Source organism: Streptomyces sp. NPDC002537 (genome assembly GCF_053594975.1).
Genome location: NZ_JBSFWT010000057.1, coordinates 40,604 through 47,221, shown reverse-complemented (window position 1 = coordinate 47,221; position 6,618 = coordinate 40,604). Strand labels below are relative to the sequence as shown.

Here is a 6,618-nt window from a genome sequence, read left to right as displayed (position 1 = left end):
AGGGGTGGTTCGGGACGTAAAGCGAAGCAGTCCCGAACCACCCCGGAGCGGCACGGCCCCGCACCAGAACCACGGCGACGAGCCCACAACCAGCCCGTCCGGCGTTTGAGGACGCGACCGCAGGGAGCCCCCGCCGCAGGCGGCGAACCGCCCGCACCCGACAACGACGAGCGGCGCAGCCAACCCGCACCCGACAACGCCCCAGCCAGCGCAGCGCTACGGCATCAGGTGATAGTCCGGAAAGTTCCCCGGCAACCGCTCCCCCGAGGGCCCCCGCGTCACCGCTCTCACCAGGAGCTCGCCGCCCACGAACGCCCCCCGCCACGACGCCCCGAACCCCCCGAAGAGCTCCTCGCGGTCGCCGCGGGACCGCGGCACCCCGTGGCCGACCTTGAACGCCCTTATCTGCGGGGCGAGTCGGTGGTACGTGGTGGGGTCGTCGCAGGAGAGCGTGGCCACCAGGGCGCCGTTGCTGGCGTTCATGGCGGCGAGCAGCTCCGCCTCGGTGTCCACCAGGACGATGGTGTCGACGGGTCCGAACGGCTCGGCGTGGTGGAGGGGTGAACTCGGGGGCGGGTTGAGGAGGGTGACGGGAGGGACGTACGCGGTGGTGTCCTGGCCCGGCAGGAAGTGCCCGTCGGCGAGCGAGCCGCGGTGCAGCGGGACGGCGCCCCGGTCGATCGCCTCCGCCACCTGGTCGGTGAGCTCCTTGGCCTTGGCCGCGTTGACGAGGGGGCCGAAGTCCAGCTCCGGCAACGGGTCTTCGGGCGAGGCGACCGCCAGCGGGTGACCGAACCGGATGGCGCGCACTTCCGGCAGATAGACCGCCAGGAAGTCGGCGAAGGCCGCCCGTTGGACCACGAACCGGGGGTAGGCCGTGCAGCGCTGCTTGGCGTAGTCGAAGGTCTTGCGGATGCGGGGGGCGAGGCCGTCCCAGTCGGTGAAGTTCCAGATGCCCCAGGTGTTGAGGCCCTCCTGTTCGAGGATGTGGCGCTTGCCGAGGTCCGCCACGGCGGTGGCGACCCGGGCGCCCGTGTCGCGGCCGCCGACGAAGGAGACGCAGCCGATCTCGGGGGCGCGGACCAGGGCCTCCGACAGTTCGCCGCCGCTGCCGCTGACCAGGGTCAGCGGGAGACCTTCACGGGCGGCGAGCGCGGCGGCCAGGGTCAGGCAGGCCAGGCCGCCGTCCGTCGGCGTCTTGGCGATGACGGCGTTCCCGGCCAGCGCCTGGACGAGCATGGCGTGGACGAGGACGGACATGGGGTAGTTCCAGCTGGCGATGTTGCTGACCGGGCCGGCCAGCGGGGCGCGCCCGTCGAGCATGCGGTCGATGCCGTCGACGTACCAGCGGACGCCGTCGACGGCGCGGTCCACGTCCGCCTGCGCGAGCCGCCACGGCTTGCCGATCTCCCAGACGAGGAGGAGGGCGAGGAGTTCGCGGTGCTCGGTGAGGGCGTCGAGGGTGGCGGACACCCGGGCGCGGCGGTCGGCGAGCGGGACCTCGCGCCAGGCGCGGTGCTGGTCGAGGGAGGCCCGTACGGCGTGGTGGGCGGTGGCCGCGTCGAGCCGTGGCGGGCCCGCGACGGGGGTGCCGTCGACGGGGGTGGTGGCGGGCAGCGGGCGTCCGCCGGCCTGCCAGAACCCGTTCCAGAGGTTGAGGACGCGCCGGTCCCGGAAGGCCTCGGGGGCGACGGCCCGGCAGCGCTGCCAGGCGGTGGCCCATTCCGTACCGGGCTTGAGCACGAGGTGATCGAGGGTGGGTGCCATCGTGGATCTCCGCTCTCGGTGCACAGTCGGGGCGGGGAAAGTGGCGCTGTCCCCGAACCGTAGCGAGGCGGCTGGGCCCGGTGGGGCTCCCCGCGTCCGATGAGTCCGACGTCACGTCCGGCCCGTGGCCCCGGCGGGCGGTGCCGCCGAGGAGAATGGGGCGTCCACCGCCACCACCAGCACCGGGACTGATCGACATGGGACGGGTCACCGCGCGACGCCGCGTCATCCGCATCCGGGACGGGGCCGTCGGCGCCCGCCCCGACACCTTGGTCGCCGAGGAGCCGATGGAGATCCGGCTGAACGGCAAGCCGCTGGCGATCACCATGCGCACCCCCGGTGACGACTTCGCGCTGGCGGCGGGGTTCCTGGTGAGCGAGGGTGTGCTGGGCGGTGCCGGGGACCTGGCCAACATCGTCTACTGCGCCGGGGCGACCGAGGACGGGTCGAACACGTACAACGTCGTCGACGTACGGCTCGCGCCCGGCGTCCCGCTCCCCGACATCGCGCTGGAGCGCAACGTCTACACCACGTCGTCGTGCGGCCTGTGCGGCAAGGCCAGCCTGGACGCCGTACGGACGACCGCGCGTCACCCGCTCTCGGACGGGCCGTCACCGATGCGGCTGACCCCGGAGTTGCTCTCCGCCCTCCCCGACCGGCTGCGGGCCGCGCAGCAGGTCTTCGACCGGACGGGCGGGCTGCACGGCGCGGCGCTCTTCTCCGCGGAGGGTGAACTCCTGGACGTGCGCGAGGACGTGGGCCGGCACAACGCGGTCGACAAGATCGTCGGGCGGGCTCTCCAGCGGGGGCTGCTGCCGCTGTCGGGCACGGTGCTGCTGGTGTCGGGGCGCGCCTCGTTCGAGCTGGCGCAGAAGGCGGTGATGGCGGGCATCCCGGTGCTGGCCGCGGTCTCGGCGCCGTCGTCGCTGGCGGTGGACCTCGCGGCGGAGACCGGCCTGACGCTGGTGGGCTTCCTGCGCGGCTCGTCGATGAACGTGTACGCGGGCGAGGAGCGGGTGGTTCTGGACTAGCGGTGGCCCCGGGCCGGTTCGCCGCCTGCGGCGGGAGCGCCCTCAAGGATGTGCGGGCGTAGTCCGCAGCCTGCGGGCCACAGGACTGCGGGCCGCAGGCCAAAGAGCCACGGTCCGCAAATCCAGCCCGTCCGGCGATTGAGGACAGCGCGCGAAGCGTGCTTCGGGGTCTGGGGCGGAGCCCCGGTCCGGGGTCGGCGGGCGCCCCCGCCGAGAGCCCTCACTCCCCCGGGTCCTCCGCGACGCGCCGCAGCAGAGCCAGGAAGCGGTCGCGCTCCGCGGGCGACAGCCCGGCGAGCAGCGTCTCGTTCGCCTCCTCGCCGAGGACGGCCAGCCGCGTCTGGAGTCTGCGCCCGTCCGCCGTGAGGGAGATCGCGTTCTTGCGCCGGTCGGCCGGGTCGGGGGCCCGGGTGATGAGTCCGGCGGCCTGCAGGTCGTTGAGGATGCCGACCATGTCCTTGGGGTCGAACCCGGTCGTGCGCCCGAGTGCGGCCTGGGCGACCGGTCCGAGGTCCGCGACGGCGGACAGCACCGCGTGGTGCGTCATGCGCATGCCCTCGCGGGCGAGCGCCTCGCCCACGAGGCGACGGCCGCGCGCGGAGGCGCGGTTGAGCAGCCAGCTGGGGAGGGCGCGGATCCGGGTGAGCTCGGGCTCGTTCTCTGCCATGCCACGACTCTACCGAAACAATCATTGGACTCCCCAACGAATCGGGGATACCGTTGGGACCACCAACGACACCTGGGAGGTTTCCATGCGCCGCGTCCGCTATCACCGGAACGGTGGCCCCGAGGTCCTGTGCGTCGAGACGGCGGACGTCCCCCGGCCGGGCCCCGGTGAACTCCTGCTGCGCACCGAGGCGGTCGGGGTCACCCTGCCGGTCGTCCGGAAGGTGCGCGAGGGCGGCCTCGCGCTGCCCGCGAGCCTCGGCGGGGAGGTCGCCGGCGAGATCGTCGCCGTCGGCCCGGACGTGACGGGCTTCGCCGTGGGCGACCGCGTCACGGGCCTGTGCTTCGCCGACGGCTACGCCGACCACTCGGTCCTGCACTCCGCCATGGCCTCCCCCGTGCCCGGCTCCGCGAGCGCTACGGACGCCGTCGCGCTGGTGCGCTGCGGCCTGGTCGCCCTCGGCGCGTACGCGGCCGCCCGCCCCGCCGACGGCGAGTCCGTGCTGGTGACGGCGGCGGCGAGCGGCGTGGGCCACCTCGCCGTGCAGCTCGCGAAGGCACGCGGGGCGAAGCGCGTGGTGGGCGCGGTGAGCTCGGCGGCGAAGGCCGAGTTCGTGCGGTCGCTGGGCGCGGACGAGGTCGTGACGTACGACGGACTCGCGGACGTCGGCTCCGTCGACCCCGTCGACATCGTGCTGGACGCGGTCGGCGGCGAGCTCCTCACCCCCGCGCTCGCCGCCCTCGCGCCGGGCGGCCGGCTGGTGGCGTACAGCTCGGGCGGCGGCACGATCCAGGCGTACGACCTGCTGGTCGGCGCGAAGTCCGCGATCGGCTTCCAGATGGCGCTCGTCGCCCGGCACCGGCCGGCGCTGATGGAGCAGTGGCGCCAGGAGCTGTGGGAACTCCTCGCCGCCGGGCGGCTGCGGCCGCGCATCCATGCCGAACTGCCGCTGGAGCGGGCCGCCGAGGCGCATCGGATCATCGAGGGGCGCGCCAACCTCGGCAAGGTGGTGCTGCGCCCGGTGTGAGCTCATTGGCGCAATCCGCCTTGTGGGACCACCGCCCGCCCCGTACGTTCGGCCCACCGGGCAGGTGCGCAAGTGCCGCCCGGTTTCCACGTGTCACGACATGTCACTTGCGTCTCGACGTGAGCCAAAACATGAACCCGACGTGAACTCGACGTGAAAGGGCCGGGCCATGGCGCCGCTCCCCCGCACGGCTTCCCGACACACCGTCACCCGGCCGTCCCGGCCCGTCCGTGGCGCCCTCGCGCGGACGGCGGCCGCCGCGCTGACGGCCGCGCTGGCCGCGCTCGCCCTCCAGCCCGCGCCCGCGGGCGCCTCGGACCCCACCGGTTTCCCGGGCCCCGCCGGTTTCGAGGAGCGTGTCCTGTTCAAGGCCGGGCGGGACGGCGGGGAGCAGCCCTATTCCTGCTTCCGGATCCCGGCGCTCGTGACCACCGCCCGGGGCACGCTGCTGGCCTTCGCCGAGGGGCGAAGACACAACTGCGGTGACGCGACCGACATCGACGTCGTGCTCAGGCGCTCCACCGACGGCGGCCGCACCTGGGGCCCGCTGCTGGTCGTCGACGAGGGCGGCGGCGACACCCACGGCAATCCGACGGCCGTCGTGGACCGGCGCACCGGCCGGATCGTGCTGGCGACGACCTACAACGCGGGCCGCGCCGACGCCGCCAACTGCGAGGTGCCCTGCGACCGCACCCCGCACGCGCAGTACAGCGAGGACGACGGCAGGAGCTGGTCGCGGCCGCGCGACCTCACCGGGGACCTCCGGCCGCGCGGCTGGAACTCCTGGTACGCGACCGGGCCGGGCCACGGCATCCAGCTCCGCCACGGCCCGCACCGTGGCCGGCTCGTCCTCGGGGTCAACGCCGAGAGCCACGACGGCACCCGGGTCACCGCCACCCACGCGGCGCTCGCGCTCAGCGACGACGGCGGGGCGCACTGGCGGCTGGGCGCCGTGGACAGTTACCGGATCGCGCGCGACGGGACGTACCGTCAGAAGCCGTCCGAACTCGCCCTGGCCGAGCGGAGCGACGGCGCGATCCACGTCAACGGCCGTGAGCAGAACGGCACGGACCTCGGCAACCGCGACGTCGCGGTGAGCAGTGACGGGGGCGAGCACTTCGACGCCCCCTTCCGGGCCCTCCCCGACCTCTACGCCCCCACGGTCCAGGGCTCCGTCGTGCCGCTGCGCGGCGGCCGCTGGCTGCTGTCCGTGCCCGCGGACCCCGACCGCCGCCGTGTGATGACCGTCCGTTCCTCGTACGACGAGGGGCGCACCTGGGAGAGCGTGGAGCGCGGCGGGCGTGTCACGCCCGACTGGTCCGGCTACTCCGACCTGGCCGTCGTCTCGCCGGGCACGGCCGGGCTGCTCTACGAGGCGGGCAGGTCCGACGCGCGCGAGGAGATCCGCTTCGCCCGCTTCACGGAAGGCTGGCTGGGCCCGCGCCGCGCGCCCGACCCGACGACCCCGGACCGGGCGCCGGGCGCGCCGGGGGCGTACGTCCTCGGCGGGGCCCGGCCGGTCGCGGGCCGCTTCGGCGGGGCGCTGTCGTTCGACGGCAGGAGCGGCGCCGTACGGCTGCCGTTCCGGGACTCCCTGCCCTTGGGGACGCGGGACTTCACGGCGGCGCTGTGGTTCCGTATGCCGTCGTCCGCCCCTCCCTCGGAGCAGCCGTTGCTGTGGATGGGCGGCGTCGGCGGCGCCCCGCAGGTGTCGCTGCGGGGCGAGCCGGACGGTGTGGCCGGTTCCCTCACGGCGGTCGCGGGGCCGGGTCCCGCCCGGTCGGCGACGGCGCGGGTCGCGGGCGCGTACCGGGACGGCGCGTGGCACTTCGCGGCGCTGCGGCGGGCCGGCGGGCGGCTCACGCTCACCGTGGACGGAACGTCCACGGTGGTGGCGAATGTACGGGGGTCGGTGAGCCGGACCTCCACCTTCGGTGTGCACCTGGCCCAACGGCCCGACAGTCGCGGCTTTCTGACGGGGGATCTGGAAGAGGTGCGGGTGTACGGGCGGGGGCTGTCGAACCGCGAGCTGGCGCGGCTGCGCGATTCCGGCGGCGCGGGGGTGGCCGCCCGCGGGCTGCGGGTGTGGCTGCCGCTGGACCGGGTCGTCCCGCCGGGCGGGTAGG

Annotated in this window: 5 protein-coding genes; 3 read left to right on the top strand and 2 right to left on the bottom strand. The window is 74.7% G+C overall.

Features of this window, described 5'->3' with window-relative positions:
• Window positions 1-216 precede the first annotated feature (216 nt).
• Window positions 217-1,767, bottom strand: a complete 1,551-nt coding sequence (locus ACWD4A_RS23945; RefSeq protein WP_451197067.1) for an aldehyde dehydrogenase family protein — start codon at window positions 1,765-1,767, stop codon at window positions 217-219.
• 197 nt (window positions 1,768-1,964) lie between these two features.
• Between ACWD4A_RS23945 and fdhD the strand changes: the two genes are divergently transcribed.
• Window positions 1,965-2,798: a formate dehydrogenase accessory sulfurtransferase FdhD gene (fdhD, locus tag ACWD4A_RS23940; RefSeq protein WP_451197066.1), complete on the top strand. Its 834-nt coding sequence runs from the start codon at window positions 1,965-1,967 to the stop codon at window positions 2,796-2,798.
• Window positions 2,799-3,018: 220 nt separating this feature from the next.
• On the opposite strand, the gene ACWD4A_RS23935 is transcribed toward fdhD, so the two are convergent.
• Window positions 3,019-3,465 (bottom strand): MarR family winged helix-turn-helix transcriptional regulator, encoded by a 447-nt coding sequence (locus ACWD4A_RS23935; RefSeq protein WP_451197065.1) that lies wholly within the window; start codon window positions 3,463-3,465, stop codon window positions 3,019-3,021.
• Between the two features lie 85 nt (window positions 3,466-3,550).
• Here ACWD4A_RS23935 and ACWD4A_RS23930 point away from each other — a divergent pair, with 85 nt between their 5' ends.
• A complete protein-coding gene (locus ACWD4A_RS23930; RefSeq protein ID WP_451197064.1) occupies window positions 3,551-4,492 on the top strand; it encodes a quinone oxidoreductase family protein in 942 nt (313 codons plus the stop codon).
• Between the two features lie 169 nt (window positions 4,493-4,661).
• Window positions 4,662-6,617, top strand: a complete 1,956-nt coding sequence (locus ACWD4A_RS23925) for an exo-alpha-sialidase (protein ID WP_451197063.1) — start codon at window positions 4,662-4,664, stop codon at window positions 6,615-6,617.
• Window position 6,618 lies beyond the last annotated feature (1 nt).

Bases quoted from the DNA above. Each gene is read 5' to 3' on its own strand.
- ACWD4A_RS23930 (WP_451197064.1), top strand. From the start codon at position 3,551: ATGCGCCGCGTCCGCTATCACCGGAACGGTGGCCCCGAGGTCCTGTGC.
- ACWD4A_RS23925 (WP_451197063.1), top strand. From the start codon at position 4,662: ATGGCGCCGCTCCCCCGCACGGCTTCCCGACACACCGTCACCCGGCCG.
- ACWD4A_RS23945 (WP_451197067.1), bottom strand. From the start codon at position 1,767: ATGGCACCCACCCTCGATCACCTCGTGCTCAAGCCCGGTACGGAATGG.
- ACWD4A_RS23935 (WP_451197065.1), bottom strand. From the start codon at position 3,465: ATGGCAGAGAACGAGCCCGAGCTCACCCGGATCCGCGCCCTCCCCAGC.
- fdhD (WP_451197066.1), top strand. From the start codon at position 1,965: ATGGGACGGGTCACCGCGCGACGCCGCGTCATCCGCATCCGGGACGGG.